At 44.6% G+C, this 17,780-nt stretch carries 17 protein-coding genes; 5 read left to right on the top strand and 12 right to left on the bottom strand.

Going from position 1 to position 17,780, the window contains the following annotated elements; translation table 11 throughout:
- The first annotated feature begins 389 nt into the window (after positions 1-389).
- Positions 390-1,535 (top strand): subtilisin AprE, encoded by a 1,146-nt coding sequence (gene aprE / locus NSU16_RS05575; protein ID WP_339192269.1) that lies wholly within the window; start codon positions 390-392, stop codon positions 1,533-1,535.
- A gap of 42 nt (positions 1,536-1,577) precedes the next feature.
- On the opposite strand, the gene NSU16_RS05570 is transcribed toward aprE, so the two are convergent.
- Positions 1,578-2,867, bottom strand: coding sequence for a M48 family metallopeptidase (locus NSU16_RS05570; protein ID WP_339192268.1), 1,290 nt, complete (start codon positions 2,865-2,867; stop codon positions 1,578-1,580).
- A 142-nt stretch (positions 2,868-3,009) separates the two neighbouring features.
- On the opposite strand from NSU16_RS05570, the gene NSU16_RS05565 reads away from it, so the two are divergent.
- Positions 3,010-3,405 carry a hypothetical protein gene (locus tag NSU16_RS05565; protein ID WP_010333623.1) on the top strand — a complete coding sequence of 132 codons (396 nt, stop codon included), beginning with the start codon at positions 3,010-3,012 and terminating at the stop codon, positions 3,403-3,405.
- A 39-nt stretch (positions 3,406-3,444) separates the two neighbouring features.
- On the opposite strand, the gene NSU16_RS05560 is transcribed toward NSU16_RS05565, so the two are convergent.
- The 4 genes from NSU16_RS05560 to NSU16_RS05545 form a co-directional block, all read right to left on the bottom strand.
- The gene (locus NSU16_RS05560) at positions 3,445-4,986 is read right to left on the bottom strand and encodes a fatty acid--CoA ligase family protein (RefSeq protein WP_339192267.1); all 1,542 of its coding nucleotides are present in this window, start codon (positions 4,984-4,986) and stop codon (positions 3,445-3,447) included.
- Between the two features lie 117 nt (positions 4,987-5,103).
- Positions 5,104-5,748, bottom strand: coding sequence for an SDR family oxidoreductase (locus NSU16_RS05555; RefSeq protein WP_326226835.1), 645 nt, complete (start codon positions 5,746-5,748; stop codon positions 5,104-5,106).
- A 63-nt stretch (positions 5,749-5,811) separates the two neighbouring features.
- Positions 5,812-6,807 (bottom strand): lipoate--protein ligase LplJ, encoded by a 996-nt coding sequence (lplJ, locus tag NSU16_RS05550; RefSeq protein WP_168747339.1) that lies wholly within the window; start codon positions 6,805-6,807, stop codon positions 5,812-5,814.
- 12 nt (positions 6,808-6,819) lie between these two features.
- Entirely contained in the window at positions 6,820-7,554 is a 735-nt protein-coding gene (locus NSU16_RS05545; RefSeq protein WP_339192266.1) for an MBL fold metallo-hydrolase, read from the bottom strand.
- Between the two features lie 158 nt (positions 7,555-7,712).
- Here NSU16_RS05545 and yhfH point away from each other — a divergent pair, with 158 nt between their 5' ends.
- Positions 7,713-7,847, top strand: coding sequence for a protein YhfH (gene yhfH, locus NSU16_RS05540; protein ID WP_010333618.1), 135 nt, complete (start codon positions 7,713-7,715; stop codon positions 7,845-7,847).
- Between the two features lie 272 nt (positions 7,848-8,119).
- Positions 8,120-9,409, top strand: coding sequence for a glutamate/proton symporter GltT (gene gltT, locus NSU16_RS05535; RefSeq protein WP_010333617.1), 1,290 nt, complete (start codon positions 8,120-8,122; stop codon positions 9,407-9,409).
- A 42-nt stretch (positions 9,410-9,451) separates the two neighbouring features.
- Here gltT and NSU16_RS05530 read toward each other — a convergent pair whose 3' ends face one another.
- From NSU16_RS05530 to NSU16_RS05515, 4 genes are all read right to left on the bottom strand, one after another.
- Positions 9,452-9,859, bottom strand: coding sequence for an ASCH domain-containing protein (locus NSU16_RS05530; RefSeq protein WP_326192550.1), 408 nt, complete (start codon positions 9,857-9,859; stop codon positions 9,452-9,454).
- Positions 9,860-9,873: 14 nt separating this feature from the next.
- Positions 9,874-10,914 (bottom strand): M42 family metallopeptidase, encoded by a 1,041-nt coding sequence (locus NSU16_RS05525; protein WP_339192265.1) that lies wholly within the window; start codon positions 10,912-10,914, stop codon positions 9,874-9,876.
- Positions 10,915-11,047: 133 nt separating this feature from the next.
- Positions 11,048-11,230, bottom strand: a complete 183-nt coding sequence (locus tag NSU16_RS05520; RefSeq protein WP_238933070.1) for a hypothetical protein — start codon at positions 11,228-11,230, stop codon at positions 11,048-11,050.
- Positions 11,231-11,327: 97 nt separating this feature from the next.
- Positions 11,328-12,104 carry a YhfC family glutamic-type intramembrane protease gene (locus NSU16_RS05515; protein WP_268504810.1) on the bottom strand — a complete coding sequence of 259 codons (777 nt, stop codon included), beginning with the start codon at positions 12,102-12,104 and terminating at the stop codon, positions 11,328-11,330.
- A 119-nt stretch (positions 12,105-12,223) separates the two neighbouring features.
- On the opposite strand from NSU16_RS05515, the gene fabHB reads away from it, so the two are divergent.
- On the top strand, positions 12,224-13,204 hold the full coding sequence (gene fabHB / locus NSU16_RS05510) for a beta-ketoacyl-ACP synthase III FabHB (protein ID WP_339192652.1): 981 nt from the start codon (positions 12,224-12,226) through the stop codon (positions 13,202-13,204).
- A 38-nt stretch (positions 13,205-13,242) separates the two neighbouring features.
- Here fabHB and NSU16_RS05505 read toward each other — a convergent pair whose 3' ends face one another.
- From NSU16_RS05505 to hemY, 3 genes are all read right to left on the bottom strand, one after another.
- Complete coding sequence (locus tag NSU16_RS05505; protein ID WP_339192264.1) at positions 13,243-15,570, bottom strand: YhgE/Pip domain-containing protein; 2,328 nt, start codon at positions 15,568-15,570, stop codon at positions 13,243-13,245.
- Positions 15,571-15,640: 70 nt separating this feature from the next.
- Entirely contained in the window at positions 15,641-16,216 is a 576-nt protein-coding gene (locus NSU16_RS05500) for a TetR/AcrR family transcriptional regulator (protein WP_339192263.1), read from the bottom strand.
- 146 nt (positions 16,217-16,362) lie between these two features.
- Positions 16,363-17,775 carry a protoporphyrinogen oxidase gene (hemY, locus tag NSU16_RS05495; RefSeq protein ID WP_339192262.1) on the bottom strand — a complete coding sequence of 471 codons (1,413 nt, stop codon included), beginning with the start codon at positions 17,773-17,775 and terminating at the stop codon, positions 16,363-16,365.
- Positions 17,776-17,780 lie beyond the last annotated feature (5 nt).

Here is a 17,780-nt window from a genome sequence, read left to right as displayed (position 1 = left end):
ATTTTCTGTAAACCACATTGTTCAGAATACTTTTTTCAGCATGCATGGAAAAAATATCACGATAATATCCATTGATCTCAAAGAAAAACATGCAGGTCATTGGAACTGATTTATTCGACAGGGTTCTTTCTGGTCGCGGGAGGATTTAACCTGAAAAAACATGAAATTTCAACATAATGATTATTTACTCATGTCTATTTTCGTTCTTTTCTGTATGTATACAGTTATTTCGAGCCACTATAAAAATAGCGAGAGATGATATACCTAAATAGAAATAAAACAATCTCAAAAAAATGGGTCTACTAAAATATTATCCAATCTATTACAATAAATTCACAGAATAGTCTATCAATAGGCTGCTCTGAAATTGTAAAAGGAGAGGGTAAAGAGTGAGAAGCAAAAAATTGTGGATCAGTTTGTTGTTTGCGTTCACGCTAATCTTCACGATGGCATTCAGCAACATGTCTGCACAGGCTGCCGGAAAAAACAGTGAAGAAAAGAAGTACATTGTCGGATTTAAACAGACAATGGGGGCTATGAGCGCCGCCAAGAAAAAAGATGTTATTTCTGAAAAAGGCGGGAAAGTTCAAAAGCAATTTAAGTATGTAAATGCAGCCGCGGCAACATTGGATGAAAAAGCTGTAAAAGAACTGAAAAAAGATCCGAGTGTTGCTTATGTGGAAGAAGATCATGTTGCACATGAATATGCGCAATCTGTTCCTTACGGCATTTCTCAAATTAAAGCGCCGGCTCTTCACTCTCAAGGCTACACAGGCTCTAATGTAAAAGTAGCTGTCATCGACAGCGGAATTGACTCTTCTCATCCTGACTTAAACGTTCGAGGCGGGGCAAGCTTCGTACCTTCTGAAACAAACCCATACCAAGACGGCAGTTCTCACGGCACACATGTAGCCGGTACTGTTGCCGCTCTTAATAACACAATTGGTGTTCTGGGCGTAGCGCCTAGCGCATCGTTATATGCAGTAAAAGTGCTTGATTCTACAGGAAGCGGCCAATACAGCTGGATTATTAACGGCATTGAATGGGCGATTTCTAACAACATGGATGTCATCAACATGAGCCTTGGCGGACCTACTGGGTCTACAGCGTTGAAAACAGTAGTCGATAAAGCGGTTGCAAGCGGTATCGTCGTTGTTGCCGCAGCCGGAAACGAAGGAAGTTCAGGCAGCACAAGCACAGTCGGCTACCCTGCAAAATATCCTTCTACTATTGCGGTAGGCGCAGTAAACAGCAGCAACCAAAGAGCTTCATTCTCAAGCGCAGGTTCTGAGCTTGATGTGATGGCTCCTGGTGTATCCATCCAAAGCACACTGCCTGGAGGTACTTACGGCGCTTACAACGGAACGTCAATGGCGACTCCTCACGTTGCCGGAGCAGCAGCGTTAATTCTTTCTAAGCACCCGACTTGGACAAACGCGCAAGTCCGTGATCGTTTAGAAAGCACTGCAACATACCTTGGAAGCTCTTTCTACTATGGAAAAGGGTTAATCAACGTACAAGCAGCTGCACAATAAGATAAAAAAGAAGCAGGCCACTCCATACCTGCTTCTTTTTTATTAATCGGCCCCCTGTTCTGAGGCTGGGTGTTCTGACGTATTTTCATCGGTTTCCGCATGTTGAATCCGCTCCATGATCGAAGGGTGGCTCCCTCTGAAAAGTTTCACGAGAAAAGGCGGATCAACCTGGCTCAGCCCCGTAACAGCCAAATCCTGAAACGTTCTGACTGCGGCTTCGCAGTCCCCTGTCAGCTCAATTCCATATTGGTCTGCCTTATTCTCCTGATAACGGGAAACGGCATTAGAAAAAGGCGTAACGGCAAAACTCAAAACAGACACGATAAGCAATAACAGCGGCAATGCCGCAAGATCATGCCGGCCCTCTACATGAAACAGATTTCGTGCAAAGCGTACCCCCCGCTTGTAAAGCTTATCAACCATATAAAATCCCGCTAGCGACACGATTAAATAGCCGGCCAATCCGATATACACGTGCTTCATGACATAATGGCCCATTTCGTGCCCCATAATAAAGAGAATTTCCGAATCGTCGAGTTTATTCAGCGTTGTATCCCACAGAACAATCCGCTTATTGGCCCCAATTCCTGTCACATAGGCATTAAGCGCGTTTGTTTTTTCTGACATATTCACTTCATACACATGATCAGCCGGGATATCGGCTTCATCTGCCAGTGCTAAGATTTTGCTTTCCAGCTCTTTGTTTTTCAATGGATAAAAATCGTTGTATAAAGGATCAATAATTACCGGCTGAATAAAAAACAGAAACAGCGAAAACGGCACTGTTAACAGCCAGGCGTAAAACCACCATTTTTTTTCATGCTTTTTGATCAGCCAATAAAACACGAGAACGCAGAGCGTAAAGATCGGAAAACTGATCCAAAAGTCTATGACCTGATCCTTAGCCCAGCTAGAGGCTGTCTGCGTCGAAATATGGTAATCAAGCGATATCTGATAGCCTATCCAATCTAAAGGCAGCGTCACTAACGTTGTGATCAGCGAAAGCACAAACACAAAACCAATCATCTGCAAAAAACGAAAGGGCACGGCCGCTTCCATCCATTGCTTGATTTTCTTTGAAACACCGCTGACCAACAATACAAAAAACAGAAACCAATCAAGAGGAATACTGATAAAAAATAAAAAGTTCTTCACGTCAGAATACTGTTCGGCGACAGCCAATTGAGACGGCTTCATGAAAGAAGCCGGGTCAGCCTGTGTTCCTTTCACGGCCTCCGGCACAGCGGAATCGCCGGACATAAAGAAATACCAATAGAAAAAAATCCCATACAGCACATATGCAAGCCCTGCACCCGCAATCCACTTGCGCATAACGCCTCACTCCTCACATCTAGACCCATTACTTCTATTGTAATCATAAATCCAATTTCTTAGAACCAAGCTGTGATTTCGGACTTTTCCGCATGGAATCACCCCCTGCTGGAGAAACTAGCAAATGTTTGGAGTGATGCAGATGAAAAAATTAGTAGCAGCTATCGTGGTTATCGGTCTTGTGTTTATTGCATTTTTCTACCTTTACAGCCGGTCAGGCGATGTGTATCAATCAGTTGATGCGGAATTGATCACCCTGTCTTCAGACGGGCGGGAAAAGATTGAAATCGAAAAAAGACAGCACGTCAAAGATATGCTGGACATTATGAATCAGGGAAAACAGCTGAAAACTGAGAAAACATCAGCTCCTGATTATGAAGGCACGGTAAAATTTCATAAAGACAGATTTGACTCATTCAGATTATGGATTGACGACAGCCAGCAGGCCGTTTTTTTGAAAGACGGCACGTATTACAAATTAACGCGAAACGATACCAAAGCGCTGCAAAACATCATTAAAAAAGAAGCAAAGGATTAAAAATGAAAAAGCGAAGCCCGCTGCTTCGCTTTTCTCACATTAATGAGGCAACATATCTTTCAGCGCCCGTCTGAGCATTTTGCCTGTTGCATTTTTCGGAATGTCATCAAGAAAGATGATCGCGGCAGGCCGTTTGTATTTTGCCAGATGCTTTTCGCAATGCGCCATCATTTCTGCTTCTGTGACACCAGACCGTTTCGGTACGACATACCCCTTTACCGCTTCGCCGCTTTCAGCATCAGGCACGCCGATGACAACAGCCTCCTTTACGTCCGGGTGGCTGTACAGCACCTCTTCCACTTCACGCGGATACACATTGTACCCGCCTACAATAATCATGTCTTTTTTCCGGTCTACAATGTAAAAATAACCATCCTCATCCCGCCTTGCCAGGTCTCCCGTATAGAGCCACCCGTCCTTTAAGGCGTGCTTCGTTTCCATCGGCATATTATAATAGCCCTTCATCACATTGGGCCCTTTTACGATCAATTCGCCCACCTGGTGATCAGGGACCTCTCGGCCGAGCGGATCGACGACCTTGTTTTCGACATGCAAAATACTTGTCCCGATGGAGCCTGGTTTTCTCCCTCTGTCAAACGGGTTAAAGCATGTGACAGGCGATGCTTCCGAAAGCCCGTAGCCCTCCAAAATGGTGACGCCGAATTTCTCTTCAAATGCCGTAAGCAGCGCGACCGGCATGGCCGCACCACCCGAGATGCACAAGCGAATAGAAGAAAAATCATCTGCCTTGCCTTCTTCATACTGGAATAAATAATTATACATCGTAGGCACGCCGGCAAAAATGGTTGCCTGCTGCTGCTTTACAAGTTTAAAGACAGATGCAGGGCTGAACTGCGGTTCAATCAGCACGCATGCGCCGCTCATCAGCGGAGCGTTCATGCAGACAGTTAAGCAAAAAACATGAAACATCGGAAGAGCGCAGACTACATTGTCTCTCTCATCCATTCCCAAATACCCGGCGACATCGTTTGCATTGCTGAACAAATTCTGGTGGGTCAGCATCGCGCCTTTCGGTTTTCCCGTTGTTCCTGATGTATATAAAATAACCGCTGTATCATCAGGTACAAGCTCTGGATGGCGTGCAGCACCGTGTGTCGGTTGCAACAATTTTGTAAACGTTGTTATTTTCATTCTGACCTCGGGATCTGAAGCTTCCTGCTCATTTTCTCCCGTCCGGCATAAAATGACGAGTTCGACCTTTGGCAAAGATTCATGCATGCTTTCATAAATCGGCAAAAGCTGATCTACTCCTACGATTGCTTTGACATCACCGTTTGTCAGCATATAGCCGATTTCTGTCGGCGTGTAAGTCGGATTGATCGGCACCACCACAATACCGGCCTTTAATGCGCCGAAAAATGCGATGACAAAATCAGGCGAATTGCCAAGCAGCAAAGCAAGATGGTCCCCTTTTTCCATGCCCGCTTCCTGAAGGCCATCCGCAAAACGCTGAATATTGTCATTCAGTTCCTTGTAAGTAATCACTTGATCCCTAAACCTGCATGCGATGCTGTCCGGCTTCTCAGATGCTGTCTCTTCTAATTTCGAAACCAGATTCATTCTCCCACCCCTTAAAGTGAATGAGTAGTCATTCATTATTGAAGATAAGCTTTCCTCTTCATTATAGAGAAACACAAAAAAACACTCAAGAGCAAAAAGCCCCGAGTGTCAGTACTGTTATAGATTCTTCAAAGCTTCGGCAATCGGTGTATCTCCTTCAGTGAGATCAAAAGCCCGATTTTCCGTGTTGGTTTCATCTAAAGAGGCAATGACTGCTGCCGCAACGTCATCACGTGATATATCACCCCGCTCTAGATCTACGGCTGCGGAAACCGTTCCTGTTCCCGGTTCATTGCGAAGGCCTCCCGGACGTATAATCGTATAGGCTAAGCCGCTGGATTCCAAAATTTTATCAGCATAATGCTTGGCCACGTAATAAGGTTTAAGTGCCTCATTCCAATTTTCACGGCGGTGGGCCTGCAGGGCGCTGACCATAATAAAACGTTTGATTCCCGCGATTTCCGCAGCCTCTATAGCTTTTGCCGCTCCGTCAAGATCCACCAGCAGCGTTTTATCATAGCCTGTGCTGCCCCCGGAACCCGCCGTAAAAATAATCGCATCACAGCCTTTTGCCGCGGCTGCGATTTCTTCCGGGCTTCCTTCTAGATTTGCTAGCACAGCTTCCGCGCCGGCCGCTTCCAAAGATGCTTTCTGTTCTTCTTTTCTGACCATCGCTCTGACGGAATGATCAGCATTCTCTTTGAATAAAGAAACAAGTCTTTGTCCGATTTGTCCGTTCGCTCCGATTAAAAACACTTTCATGTGAATCCCTCCCGCCTCCATTATTTCAAAACACAAATTTCCTTTCAAACAATGTGTTTCACATTAATAAATCAGATCAAGAAAATCTTCTTTCGTAATGTTCCCAAAATAATGCTTCAGATTCACATCAGCCAGGGCATCAGCAATCACACTGCGCTCATATTGCTTTCCAATCAGCAGGTTTTCGATTTCCGATACATCGCCCACACCGAAGAAATCACCGAAAATTTTGCAGTCTTCAATTTTCCCTTTTTTTACTTCCAAACGCAAATCTATGGACCCGATCGGATAACGCTTCGAATGGTTCAGGTTAAATTTGGGTGAGCGGCCGTAGTTCCAGTCCCAATTTTGATAGCGTTCTTCCGAGATTTTGCGAATGACTTCCCAATCTTTTTCAGTCAGCTTATACTCCGGCACATCTTGAATGTGATTTGTATTGAAAATATGTCTGAGCAAATGACTGCGGAATTCGTCGGTTGTCATTTTATCATCAAGAAACTCACTGATGTTTGCCACACGGCTTCTGATTGATTTGATGCCCTTTGATTCAATTTTATCCTTTTTGACTTTTAAAGCGGACACAACATGATCAATGGCTGAATCAAACATGAGGGTGCCGTGGCTGAAGATGCGGCCTCTTGTGGCAAATTGGGCGTTCCCTGATATTTTGCGTCCATTTACCACAATATCATTCCGGCCGCTTAATTCCGCTTCCACTCCAAGCTGATGTAACGCTTGAATCACCGGCTCAGTGAATTTTTTGAAATTATGAAAGCTGTCACCGTCATCCTTCGTGATAAAGCTGAAATTCAAATTCCCTAAATCATGATACACAGCCCCGCCGCCAGATAAACGGCGGACGACGATAATTCCGTTTTCCTCTACATACTTTGTATTGATTTCTTCTATTGTATTTTGGTTTTTTCCGATGATGATAGACGGCTGATTCACGTAAAAAAGCAAATACGGCTGTTCAGGGTCTAAATATTTCAGGCAATACTCCTCGATGGCCAGATTGATCCGCGGATCATTGATATGTTGATTGTCAATAAATAACATGGTGCTCCTCCTTTATCCTTCCCACACAAAACCAGATTTCGCAATGTTCACTTCCCCGTTAAAAACGGTCTTGGCTTCTTTGCGAAGATTGTCATGCACGCCGAAATGAGGCAAATGGGTCAACAGCAGCTCGCCCGCTCCCGCTTCTTCTGCAATTCGCCCTGCTTCCAAGCTGTTCATATGGCCTGCGCTTGTCCCGTCTTGATCAGCATAAAAATTGCATTCTGAGATCAATAAATCAGCATTTGTCGCAAACGGAATAAATGAATCCTGATAGCTCGAATCAGCAGTATACACAACAGTATGGCTGCTGTCAGTAATCCGCATCGCATAACAAGTCACCGGGTGAACCGTTTTTAAAAAGGTAATCGTAAACGGACCGACAGTCAGCGGCTGATCAGGCTGATAGGCAATCCCTTGCGTATGCGTTTTATATGTAAGCTTTTGAAACTGTTCTATATCAGCATCATGTCCGTAAATCGGAAGCGTGTGCTCTCCTTTGCCGAGGAACGATCCGACTTGCTTGGCAAATTGCAGCGGCCCAATGTCGGCAATATGGTCATGGTGATAATGAGACAGAACCACAGCATTCAGCTTTTCCGCCGGGACATATCCAAACAGCTTAGATAACACGGCACTTCCGCAATCCACAAGCAATGAATAATCCCCCGATTGAAACAAGTAGCCCGACGTCGCTTCATTTGCGGCCGGAAAACCGCCGTAGCATCCGATAACTGTAACTTTCATAATGTCCTCCTTCTTTTTAAAAGAAAATTGATCCTCCTTCAATATACCCATTTTTCTAAAAAAAAGCATGTTTTAAACATTGTATCAAAACAGATATTGAATTTTACTTTCTGTTATATTACAATGAAGACATTACAAAGGGGAAAGAGGGATTGGTTATGCTAGGGAAAATTACTGAATTTTTTAGAAACCTGCCTTCGAAAAAGTGCACGGAATGCGGAAAAAAGATAGATGAGCAGCATGAGTGTTATGGAAATATTTGCAACGACTGTATAAAAGTAAGCGATATGTAAAGAGGCGAAAATCTCACGCATATAGTGTGAGATTTTCTTCATTCTTCTAACTTCTCTTTATATTGAAATAATAGTTAGGGTTGGGTCAAAGCTCACCTGTTTTTAGATAATTCTGGTGATTCACTTTCTATTTTTGAATATTCTATATTTTCGAAATATAATTTACTATAGACGAACCTATTTCTTATCTATTATAATTTGATCTAATAGTGAGATTAAATATATGTCTATTCATGATATATGTTGATACTTTGTTTTTTGGGAGGTAATCTATGAAAAGAATTAGGTTTGGATTAGCCACGCAAATATTCGTTGGACTTATTCTAGGTGTTATTGTTGGCGTTATTTGGTACGGCAACCCAGCACTGCCTACTTATCTGCAGCCAATCGGGGATCTCTTTTTACGCTTAATCAAAATGATAGTGATTCCTATTGTTGTCTCCAGTTTAATCATCGGTGTAGCCGGAGCCGGAAATGGAAAGCAAGTTGGTAAATTAGGCTTCAGAACAATTCTGTACTTTGAGATTATTACGACCTTTGCCATCATTCTCGGACTAGCCCTTGCAAACATCTTCCACCCGGGTACAGGAGTTAATATACACGAAGCTCAAAAAACAGACATCAGTCAATATGTTGAAACAGAAAAAGAACAAAGCAATAAATCAGTGGCAGAAACATTCCTGCACATTGTGCCGACAAACTTCTTCCAATCCTTGGTCGAAGGGGATCTTCTTGCCATCATCTTCTTTACCGTACTATTTGCGTTGGGAATTTCCGCAATCGGTGAAAGAGGCAAGCCAGTATTAGCCTTTTTTGAAGGCGTTTCCCATTCGATGTTCCATGTGGTAAATCTTGTGATGAAAGTAGCGCCGTTCGGGGTTTTCGCTCTAATCGGAGTTACTGTCTCTAAATTCGGACTCGGTTCTCTTCTATCTCTCGGAAAGCTTGTCGGGTTGGTATATGTCGCGCTTGCTTTCTTCTTAATCGTCGTTTTTGGGATTGTCGGAAAAATTGCCGGCATCAGCATCTTCAAATTCCTAGCTTATATGAAGGACGAAATTTTATTGGCGTTCAGTACGTCCAGCTCTGAAACCGTTCTTCCGCGCATCATGGAAAAAATGGAGAAAATCGGCTGTCCGAAAGGTATTGTATCTTTCGTTATCCCAATTGGATATACGTTTAACTTAGACGGCTCCGTTCTCTATCAGTCTATTGCCGCGCTGTTTCTGGCACAGGTATATGGCATTGATTTAACGATTTGGCACCAAATTACGCTTGTATTAGTTTTGATGGTGACATCTAAAGGAATGGCTGCCGTTCCGGGAACTTCTTTTGTCGTCTTGCTTGCAACACTGGGCACGATCGGTGTTCCGGCAGAAGGACTTGCCTTTATTGCCGGTGTAGACCGTATTATGGACATGGCACGTACAGTTGTAAACCTGACTGGTAACGCACTTGCTGCCGTTGTCATGTCTAAATGGGAAGGCATGTTTAATCCTGCAAAAGCAGAAGCTGTCATGACCCAATCTAAAGCAGATCAAAACGCAACCATTTCCGGTTAATCAAAAAGCCTACGGGGTTCTTATCGCCCCGCAGGCTTTTTTTTAATCTTGAACTAGCTCAAACAGTTCTGTAATCAAAACAGTCTCCTCATTCAGCTCCATTTCGCCGTTTTTGATCAGCTCCGCCCATGCTCTCCGATGGTCCTCCTGAAATTCATCAATTCGGTCTCCGTTGCCCTCGCCTTTGACTAATCTCATATCAGGCGCTCCAAAGGTCGTTTCAAACACATCTGTCACTTTTATATTGCATCTCGGGTTATCATGTTTATCATAAACGGTTACAAGCTGTCCCGCTGTTTGATATACCTCACTCAGTTCATCATTTGTATATAACGACTTTGGCGCGCAGGTGGCCGTTTTTTCTCCAGCAAGGATTTGCTGGATCAGCTGTTCTCCAAGACCTTCATCGCCCTCCCAGCCAAAAGTGCTTTTCAGCTCATGGATTTTCATTCGTTTCCTCCCTCTTATACCATCGGTGATTGCACATAATAATACAGAAGCTTCGCTGTATGACGGAGGGAAGACTTATGCGTGCGCTCAAAAGCGTGCGAAGCGTCAATTCCCGGCCCGATCAGGCCGTGCACGATATCGTGACCTGATTTGATCGCTGCTGAGGCGTCCGACCCGTAATATGGATAAATATCAAGCTTATAGTCAATATGATGCTTTTCAGCTAAATCGACCAAATGCTTTCTCAGCTGATAATGATACGGACCGCTCGAATCCTTCACGCAAATCGAAACCGAATATTCGTCTGTCGCCTGCCCGTCACCGATAGCGCCCATATCCACCGCCAAGTATTCAACAGTTTCAGCAGGAATATTGGAGTTTCCGCCGTATCCGATTTCTTCATTATTAGAAATCAGAAAATGAGTCGTATACGGCAGTTCAATGTCTTCTGTTTGAATTTGATGAATTAAGCGAAGCAACAAGGCTACGCTTGCTTTGTCATCTAAATGGCGTGATTTAATGAATCCGCTTGATGTGATCTCGACACGGGGATCAAATGAAACAAAATCCCCGACGCCAATGCCAAGCTCTTCCGTATCCTTACGGCAGTGCACAGGCTCATCCAGGCGAATTTCCATGTTCTCTTGATTGCGCTCCGCTTTTCCCGCGTCTTTGTACACGTGAACAGACGTTTGGTGCATTAAAATGGTCCCCGTATACGTTTTACCCGAGGCCGTTTTAATTTGGCAATACTCCCCTTCAATCGAGTTGTAGCGGAAACCGCCGATCAAATCAATTTTCAGCCGGCCGTCTGCCTTAATTTCTTTCACCATTGCGCCCAAGGTGTCAACGTGCGCCGTCAGCATTCTGTGACGGGATGTATCGCGGCCCGGAAGTGTGGCAATCAACCCCCCCTTATGGTTCAGAACCGTTTCGACCTTCCATTCTTTTAAAAGGTGTTCAACGTATTTGATCACCTCATATGTATTCCCTGTCGGACTTGGGATAGACACAAGTTCTTTAATCAGCTCCATCGTTTTCCGAACGGACGTCATCGGACATTCCTCCTTTTATTATCTATTTAAAATATACTCTTTTCCTGATAGACCCGTCCAATCTTTTCCTATCAATCTTTCATATGCTGTAGTAAGCATGGGAAGAGGAGGGATATCTATGTGCTGTCGTCATTCACATGAACAGAAATGTCATTGTCACCATTGGTTCGATGATTTTTGGTTCTTTGACGAGTGGTTCGATAAAGATTTCCACGACCATTGCAAGAAAGAGAAAGAATGCCATGACCCTTGCGAGAAAAAGAAGAAAAAGAAAAGAAATTGCTCTTGCAAAAAACGCTGCCACTCTTGCTGTCATTGCTAAGGACTGAATCAGAAATATTCTGATACCCCATGCCTAAACGAATATTTCATTCATATTTTTCCAAGCGGGCTGTTACTGCTGCTTGGATTTTTTATTGAAACAGCCTTTTTGCCTTTACAATCCAAACCACTGATGCCGCGGCTATCACAGCAACGATGAGTTCAACAGCCGCCGCATGTTCTATCACTCCTTTTTGGTATAAAACCGCCGGTACATTAAAGAGCCCGTGTAAGAGTATCGAATACAGCAAAAACAGCGGCCGGCGGCTTTTAACCGCATATAGCACAAGCAGTGACAGACCGATTTGGACAGAGATGGCGCTGATTCTTTCCATTCCGCCGAGCAGCCATTCATACGAAGGTGTATTCAGCAGCTGCGCCTGAATCGGCATAAGCGCCTGCTTCACATCTTGATGAATCAAAAGCTGTTCAAAAGTGCCGCTATTGATCGCAAAAGCGTACACGATAAGCGTAATGCTGGACAAGCCGGTTATTAGGATCGCCTCCAGACCGCCGTGGCCCGCTCCGAAGGCCAGACCGTCCGCCCAAGAAAGACGGCGCTTCATAAAGAAACGCATCATGATATACCTTCCGCACTCCTCAAAAATCCCGGCCATCAAGCATCCGTAAAGGGCATACCACACTGGATGCTTCATCACTTCTTTTGTTGTTTCATTCATTTGCAGCACATAAACATGAACGCCGCCCTCCAACAGCTGAGCAAAGACAAAAAACGTAAGAGCGCCAATAAAAAACACCTTAAGCGAAGCATGATACTTTCGCCTAAACCATATCATCAGTCCGATCGGCAACAAAAACGCAATAGCCCCTGAAATGATCATAGAGGCTATCGCTCCTTGACTGACCATTTTTTCCCTCCTTTTCTGGTTTTCTATTGACAGTTTCTCTTTTTTTATCAAAAACCCTCTTTTTAGTACCAGATACTAATATCTAGTGTTATAATCTGATAATAAAAGGAGTTGTTATGATGTCAAAAGCAAACATTACAGCAATCGGCACCTATGCGCCAAGCCGGCGTTTAACCAATACGGATCTGGAAAAAATCGTAGATACGTCTGATGAATGGATTGTTCAGCGCACAGGAATGAGAGAACGGCGGATTGCCGATGAGCAGCAGTTCACTTCAGACCTCTGCATTGAAGCAGTGAAAGATCTCGAGAGCCGTTACGACGGAACACTTGAAGATGTGGATATGATTCTCGTCGCCACAACAACAGCAGATTATGCCTTTCCGAGTACGGCTTGCCGGGTGCAGGAATATTTCGGCTGGGAGAACACCGGCGCGTTAGATATCAATGCGACATGCGCAGGACTGACATACGGTCTCCATTTGGCAAACGGATTGATTACATCCGGGCTTCATCAAAAAATTCTCGTCATCGCCGGAGAAACATTGTCAAAAGTGACTGATTATACAGATCGAACGACATGCGTTCTGTTCGGCGATGCTGCGGGCGCACTATTGGTTGAACGAACTGAAGAGGCACCGGGATTCCTCGCCTCCGTCCAAGGAACATCTGGAAAAGGTGCAGATATTTTGTATCGGGCAGGACTGCGGAGCGAACTCAATGGCATGCCGCTTGCGGATTCAGGGAAAATGGTCCAAAACGGACGCGAAGTGTACAAGTGGGCCGCAAGAACCGTTCCCCGTGAATTTGAACATCTTTTACACAAAGCAGGGCTCAGCCGTGATGATCTTGATTGGTTTGTTCCCCACAGCGCCAACTTGCGCATGATCGAATCGATTTGTGAAAAAACACCGTTTCCGATTGAACAAACACTCACCAGTGTCGAATACTACGGAAATACATCCTCAGTCTCTATTGTTTTGGCCCTTGATCTGGCAGTGAAAGCCGGGAAGCTGAAAAAAGACCAAACCCTGATGCTTTTCGGATTTGGCGGAGGATTAACGTATACCGGACTTCTGGTCAAATGGGATGTTAAATAAAAAAAGACCTTGTTTCCTGAGAAACAAGGTCTTTTTCATTAGGAAGCCGGCTGTTCTTCTGAAGTGTCTTCCTTCCGGCTTAAGATCGTAAAGTAGGTAATGCTCAGCGCGATCATGACAAGAGCAATGCCGATTAAGACACCGGCCATCTGCCACATGTAGCCGAAATCTCCGTTTGAAATCACTGCTCTGAACCCGTTTATGCTGTAGGTCATCGGCAGCGCGCCATGGATCACCTGATAGAAATGCGGAAGCAATTCTAACGGGAAGGTTCCTCCGCTGGCCCCGAGCTGCAGTACTAAGATAATGACTGCAATAAACCGTCCCGGATTGCCCATCGTCGTGGCCAAAAATTGTATCATTGCAAGGAAAGCGAGACTTGTAATGATCGTAAACACGTAAAATCTCCATGTGCTCTCCACCTCGAGACCGATTCCGAGAAGAAGAACTGTCGCCACAATAAGCGATTGAATGATTCCCACCAGCATCATGACATTAAATTTACTGAAGAACCACTCAAATCCATTTCTCGGACGGCCCGATGCTTCTTTCAGCGGGAATACGACCGTCAGCATAATGCCGCCGACATACAAGCCCATTGACAGGATATAAGGCGTCAGTCCTGTTCCGTAGTTAGGGACGGAATGTATGGCGTCGTCATTGGTTTTCACCGGATCTGCAAACATACCGTATGTTTCATCATCAGCGCTGATATCCCCTGTTTGGTCAGCCGCATCATTCAGCTTATTAGACAGCTGTCCTGTGCCGTCCAGAAGCTTGCCTAAACCTGTATCAAGCGATTCAGATCCCTCAGCGAGTTTTGATGATCCATTTTGAATTTGTTTAGAACCGTCTAACAGTTTCAGTAAGCCGCCTGACACTTGGCTGCCGCCTGTCACCAATTGTTCTGAGCCTGCTTTTGCTTTACCAAACTGTTTATTGTATTCTCCAATACCGGCTGTCAGTTTATTTTGGCTATCTGTGATCTGCTGTGAACCGTTGTATATCTTCTCGGTTCCTTCAGTTAATTTGTCAATTGCATCTTGCGTCGCTTTTGCACCGTTATAAAGCTTAGATGTAGCTTCCGGCATAGCTTTCAGCTGTGCCGCCTGCTCTTTTACATCTTCCAGAGAGGCTTTAATCGTTGAAATGTCAGGAAGCTGATCCACTGAAGGGAGCTGGCTTATGATTTGGTCAAAATCAGGCGCATCCACTTGTGGTAGCTTCTTCTCAACAGAATGAATCAGCTGGCTTTTTTGCTCCGCTGTTAAGAACTCGCTTGAATTGATCAGATTTTTAAATGCCTGATCACGGTTTTTTAAGCTGTTTTCAAACTCTGTCAGCTGCTTTTTAAATTCGTTCATCGCAGTTTCAGATTTTTCAAGGTTGCTGACAGCTGTTTCAAGCTGTGTCAAATCGACTGCGTTTATGACCTTCTCTGCTTTTTCTACTTTCTGAGAAGCCTCTGCGGCCTTTGTATTAAGCTGATCCAGCCCGTTTGTAATCTTTGGAAATCCCTGCTGCAATGTCTGCTGGCCGGCAAGAAGTTCATTCAGCTTGCCTGTCAGCTCACTTGACCCCGCGGCAATTTTTCCTGAATTTTCATAAATGGTTTTGCTGCTGTCCTGGAATTTGCCGAGCGAGCTGTCGAGCGATTGAATGCCGCTTGTTACTTTAGCTGCCCCTGCTGCAAGCTGCGCCGTTTTGTCGCTGATTGTCGCAGTGCTTTCTGTCAGCTTCTCCAGGTTTTCTTTCAGCTGGGCGCTTCCGTTTTTCGCATCCTTTGTGCCGTCATCAATTTTTTTCGCGCCGCTGCTCGCGTCGCTCAAACCTTTTGCGATATCTTTAAAGTTATCAAAAATAACTTTCGTATATTGCTCGGTCACTTCTTTAGAAACAGAAGCTTTCAGTTTATCAATCGCTTTTTCGCCGATCGTTGCCCCTACATAGTTTGAACCGGCATTCGTATGGTATTTCAAATCCAGTTTTTTCGGATTTTTGTCCATTACAGTGCTGGCGTTTTTAGAGAAGTCTTCTGGAATCTCGACTACTAAATAGTATTTTTGATTTAATAAGTCCTTTAATGATTGGTCGAGATCATTGGAAAAATGCCAGTCAAAGCTTTTATTATCCTTTAATTCTTTTACCAGATCATCACCGATTTGAAGCTTTTCTCCCTCATATGTCGTTCCTTTGTCCTGGTTAACGACAACGACAGGCAGCTGGTCAACTGTGCCGTACGGGTCCCAATAAGCCTTTAAGAAAACACCGCTGTAAATAAGCGGGACAAACAAAATGGCGATGATGGGAATCAATAATTTTTTACTCGTTACGATGTCTTTCCATTGACTTCGTATTGTGTTCATCCTGATGCCTCCATTCTAAAACTGACTCATCATGAAAAATGGTCATTTTCTTGTAAAGAGAAAGGATTATCTAGTTGGCTGACAATCCTTTGACAACATACAACTCAAGCAGTTCCGCAATCGTTTCTTTATCAAGCGGAGGATGCTGTTTTTCCCAATCAAAAATGAGCGCGATATAAAGCTTCAACATGACAAAAGCCGTCAGCTCAGGATCACATGGCTTGATATCTCCGTTTTCGACACCCTCTTCTATCTTATTTTTAATATAAGAAAGAATGGAACGCTCCATTTTCTGAATCACGTCCTGAACTGCCATTGTACCAATCTCAGCATTTTCTTGAAAAATTTTAATCGTCAGCTGATGTGTTTTCCTGAATTCCAGAATGGCAAACAGCGCCCTGTGGACATTTTCATGGAACGGGAGATCAGGCTCCATCGCTTCGTCGGCTTTTTGCTTCATTTCTCTCAATAACGTAGAGAAAATATCGTCAAACAGCTCTTCTTTATTTTTGAAAAACGTATAGATGGTTCCTTTTCCCACGTTCGCAAGCTTCGCCACCAAATCCATTGTCGTCGCTTTATAGCCAAACTGTGTGAAAGACTTTGTGGCAGCCTCCAAAATGAGATTTCTTCGATCTATTGACATTTATATCACCTCAAAACTGACCATTTGAACATTTTAGTCAATAAGTACATATGCAAATGTATCATACCATGCTGAACAATTCAAACATTTTTTACACAATATTGCCATCACCTAGACACAAAAAACCTCCGTACCGGTACGGAGGTTTAGTCGAATAAATATTTCAGCGTATCTGACACAGCTGCTTTTCCTTGATCAATACAGTCCGGAATTCCAACACCCTCGAAGGATGCACCAGTCATGTACACACCAGGATAGGAGGAAGCCAGAGCTTCTCGGAGCTCATTGATACGCCGTTTATGGCCGACATGGTATTGAGGCATGCTTTCATGCCAGCGTGTGACACATGTCATTTCCGGCTCGCCGTTGATTTTCATTACTTTCTTTAAGTCTTCCAGCACAATGTTGATAATGTCGTTATCTGAGAGGTCGACGATGGATTCGTCTCCGGCCTTTCCGACATATGCCCGAAGCAGTGTTTTGCCTTCCGGCGCTGCGTGCGGCCATTTTTTGTTCGTCCACGTACAAGCTGTGATCGCGAAATCACTGTTCCTTGAAATGACAAAGCCCGTGCCCTCATGCTCCATCTGGACGGTACCTTCCGGAAAGCCTAAGGCGACATTCGCCACAGATGTGGAATGCATGTTTTTCAGGTTTGCAACAGCCGGCAAATCGGAAAGCATTCCCGCGGCAGCTTTATGCGGGGCTGTTACAATCACTGATTCGGCATCAAGGGATACGCCGTTATCAAGATCAAGCGAATAGCCCGTGCCCTCTCGGCTAATGTTGGTAACCTTTGTGCCTTTGTATACCTTTGTCAGCTTTAGTTGATTTTCGATCTCTTCGACAAGCGTCTGCAGGCCTGTTGTCAGCGTCTGAAACTGCCCTTGTTTTTTGGCTGTCAGCTGCTGGCCGGAGCCTTGAGGTCTTGTTTTTTTCATCCCCAGGATCAGGCTTCTGTGCTTTTGTTCCGTCTGATAGAATTGCGGGAATGTTGACATCAGGCTGAGTTTGTCGATATCACCTGCATAGATGCCTGATAAAAGCGGCTCGATTAAATTCTCGACAACTTCATCCCCGACACGTCTGCGGAAAAATTCGCCCAGTGACTGATCCTCTTTTGATTTACTTGCGGGCAGGATGAAATCCATGGCAGCTCTCGCCTTCCCTGACAGAGAAAACAGCCCCGTTGACAAGAACGGCGCGATTTTGGTTGGTATTCCCATTACAGCTCCCTTCGGCATCGGGTGCAAAGTGCGGTTGACAAGCACGTAGGATTGTCCGGTCGCATTGTTCACAAGCAGATGGTCAAGACCTAAGTCTTTGACAAGCTGCGGAGCGCTTTTTTTTCGTTCCAGGAATGAGTCAGGCCCTCTTTCGATGATATAGCCTTCCTTCTTGACTGTCTGGATTTTTCCGCCTACTCTCGGGCTTGCCTCAATAAGCGTCAGCTCAAGCGGCAAATTTTTGTCTCTAATTTCTTTTTCCATGTAGAAGGCGGCGGCTAAACCGGTAATGCCGCCGCCGATGATGACTACATGCTTTTTGCCGTCACTCATGTTCA

The organism is Bacillus sp. FSL K6-1003 (assembly GCF_037964945.1).
Lineage (GTDB): Bacteria > Bacillota > Bacilli > Bacillales > Bacillaceae > Bacillus > Bacillus mojavensis.
This window is presented reverse-complemented; position numbering and strand designations above follow the sequence as displayed.

Coding starts and splice junctions, on each gene's coding strand:
- fabHB (WP_339192652.1), top strand. CDS start 12,224: ATGTCAAAAGCAAACATTACAGCAATCGGCACCTATGCGCCAAGCCGG.
- NSU16_RS05515 (WP_268504810.1), bottom strand. CDS start 12,104: ATGGTCAGTCAAGGAGCGATAGCCTCTATGATCATTTCAGGGGCTATT.
- lplJ (WP_168747339.1), bottom strand. CDS start 6,807: ATGTTATTTATTGACAATCAACATATCAATGATCCGCGGATCAATCTG.
- NSU16_RS05530 (WP_326192550.1), bottom strand. CDS start 9,859: ATGAAAATCCATGAGCTGAAAAGCACTTTTGGCTGGGAGGGCGATGAA.
- gltT (WP_010333617.1), top strand. CDS start 8,120: ATGAAAAGAATTAGGTTTGGATTAGCCACGCAAATATTCGTTGGACTT.
- NSU16_RS05560 (WP_339192267.1), bottom strand. CDS start 4,986: ATGAATCTGGTTTCGAAATTAGAAGAGACAGCATCTGAGAAGCCGGAC.
- NSU16_RS05545 (WP_339192266.1), bottom strand. CDS start 7,554: ATGAAAGTTACAGTTATCGGATGCTACGGCGGTTTTCCGGCCGCAAAT.
- NSU16_RS05565 (WP_010333623.1), top strand. CDS start 3,010: ATGAAAAAATTAGTAGCAGCTATCGTGGTTATCGGTCTTGTGTTTATT.
- NSU16_RS05570 (WP_339192268.1), bottom strand. CDS start 2,867: ATGCGCAAGTGGATTGCGGGTGCAGGGCTTGCATATGTGCTGTATGGG.
- NSU16_RS05525 (WP_339192265.1), bottom strand. CDS start 10,914: ATGACGTCCGTTCGGAAAACGATGGAGCTGATTAAAGAACTTGTGTCT.
- hemY (WP_339192262.1), bottom strand. CDS start 17,775: ATGAGTGACGGCAAAAAGCATGTAGTCATCATCGGCGGCGGCATTACC.
- NSU16_RS05520 (WP_238933070.1), bottom strand. CDS start 11,230: ATGACAGCAAGAGTGGCAGCGTTTTTTGCAAGAGCAATTTCTTTTCTT.
- NSU16_RS05505 (WP_339192264.1), bottom strand. CDS start 15,570: ATGAACACAATACGAAGTCAATGGAAAGACATCGTAACGAGTAAAAAA.
- yhfH (WP_010333618.1), top strand. CDS start 7,713: ATGCTAGGGAAAATTACTGAATTTTTTAGAAACCTGCCTTCGAAAAAG.
- NSU16_RS05555 (WP_326226835.1), bottom strand. CDS start 5,748: ATGAAAGTGTTTTTAATCGGAGCGAACGGACAAATCGGACAAAGACTT.
- NSU16_RS05500 (WP_339192263.1), bottom strand. CDS start 16,216: ATGTCAATAGATCGAAGAAATCTCATTTTGGAGGCTGCCACAAAGTCT.